At 68.8% G+C, this 1,793-nt stretch carries 2 protein-coding genes; one reads left to right on the forward strand and one right to left on the reverse strand.

Going from position 1 to position 1,793, the window contains the following annotated elements; genetic code table 11:
• Positions 1–74: 74 nt before the first annotated feature.
• Positions 75–1,148, reverse strand: coding sequence for a YihY/virulence factor BrkB family protein (locus tag G6030_RS12525; protein WP_182643341.1), 1,074 nt, complete (start codon positions 1,146–1,148; stop codon positions 75–77).
• 212 nt (positions 1,149–1,360) lie between these two features.
• Between G6030_RS12525 and G6030_RS12530 the strand changes: the two genes are divergently transcribed.
• Positions 1,361–1,759: a hypothetical protein gene (locus G6030_RS12530; RefSeq protein WP_182643342.1), complete on the forward strand. Its 399-nt coding sequence runs from the start codon at positions 1,361–1,363 to the stop codon at positions 1,757–1,759.
• Positions 1,760–1,793: the final 34 nt, after the last annotated feature.

Below are 1,793 nucleotides of genomic sequence, written 5' to 3' on the forward strand. Positions count from 1 at the left end.
TGTGGACGAAGGCGGGGCGGAGCCGAGCGGAGGCGGGGCGGGGCCGAGCGGACGCGCGAACCGGACCGACAGGGTCAGTCGCGGTGGCGGGCCTCCTCCGCCTGCGCCTCGCGGCGGACGTCGGCCGCGTCGTCGACGGTCTGCTGGTGCTTCTCGGCCGCCTTGTCGCTCGCCGTGGTGTCGCGCGGCGGGAGCTGGATGGTCTCCTCCGCGTGCATCCCCGCCTGCAGCTCACGGGCCCGCTCGACCTCGGCGTCGACCTCCGCCCCGAACAGCAGTGCGTTATTGGTGATCCACAGCCAGAGCAGGAAGATGATGACGCCTGCGAGGGAGCCGTACGTGGCGTTGTAGCTGCTGAAGTTGGTCACGTACAAGACGAAGCCGCCGGTCGCGACCGCCCACACGATCAGGGCGATGACGGCGCCGATCGAGATCCAGCGGAACTTCGGCTGCTTGACGTTGGGCGCGAATCCGTAGAGCACGGCCAGGATGACGACGACGACGAGGACGAGCACCGGCCACTTGGCGATCCCCCACACGGTCACGGCCGTCTCCCCCAGACCGATCAGATTCCCGGCCCATTCGGCGATCGGTCCGCTCACGACCAGGATGAGCCCGGCGAGACAGACCAGGAGCAGCAGGACCGCGGTCAGCAGGACGGTGACGGGCTTGAGCTTCCAGAAGGGCCGTCCCTCCTCGATCTCGTAGATGCGGTTCATCGCCCGGCCGAACGCGCCGACGTAGCCCGAAGCCGACCACAGCGCACCGGCGAGACCGGTGATGAGGGCGATGCCGGCGGCCGGGGTGTTGACGACCGACTCGATCGGCCCGCGCAGCGCGGCGAGGGTCTCCTCGGGGGCGGCACCCTCGAGCAGTTCCATCACCGCGTCCACCGTGGCCTGGCCCTGCCCGAACACGCCGAGCAGCGAGACCACCGCGAGCAGGGCGGGGAACAAGGACAGCACCGCGAAGTAGGTCAGGCTCGCGGCGAGATCGGTGCACTTGTCCCTGGAGAACTCGGAGAGGGCGCGCTTGATCCCGATCTTCCACGCGCTGCCCTTCAGCGAGGTGGGCGACTCGGGCTTACCGTAATCGGGGTCGGCATCCGAGTCGGGCTTATCGGTGATGTCGCGGCTCGTGGTACTCATACCTTCAGACTTTCGCATCACCGGGCCCCTTTCGCATCCGCGCCGCGGCCCGCATCAGAGCGCACGCCCGTGTCCGTGCGCCCGCGCCCGCAGAGGGATACGGTGACTCCCCTGAGATGTGGCGTTCGGACCCGCCTGAGCTAACCTGTTCGATGTCACGTCACCAAAGTGGTGTACGAACGCACACGCGACAACGATCAAAGGAGAAACCGATGAGCCTGTCCAACGCGATCCTCCGCGGCGTCACCGGCGCTTTCGTCCTCAACTCCGGCCTGAGCAAGCGCGGTATGCCGACCGAGGCCGCACAGGGCCTGCAGGGCTTCGCCGCCACGGGCGTGCCCGCCGTGAAGCAGATGGATCCGGACACCTTCGGCAAGTTCGTCGCCTACTCGGAGATCGGCATCGGCGCCGCCCTGCTCACCCCGGTGGTGCCCCGTCGCATCGCCGGCGCGGCGCTCGGCGTCTTCTCGGCGGGCCTGCTGGCGATGTACTTCCGCAACCCGGAGATGACCGAGGCCGACGGCATCCGCCCCAGCCAGGAGGGCATGTCCCTGGCCAAGGACGCGTTCATGGCCGCCATCGCCGGCGCGCTGGTCGTCGACAACTCCTGAACTCCGGATCGGCGGGCGCGGTGATGAGCGCCTG

It is taken from the genome of Dietzia sp. E1 (genome assembly GCF_014145015.1).
Lineage (GTDB): Bacteria > Actinomycetota > Actinomycetes > Mycobacteriales > Mycobacteriaceae > Dietzia > Dietzia cinnamea_A.

Excerpts from the sequence above, each read along its gene's own strand:
- G6030_RS12525 (WP_182643341.1), bottom strand. The coding sequence starts at position 1,148 with ATGAGTACCACGAGCCGCGACATCACCGATAAGCCCGACTCGGATGCC.
- G6030_RS12530 (WP_182643342.1), top strand. The coding sequence starts at position 1,361 with ATGAGCCTGTCCAACGCGATCCTCCGCGGCGTCACCGGCGCTTTCGTC.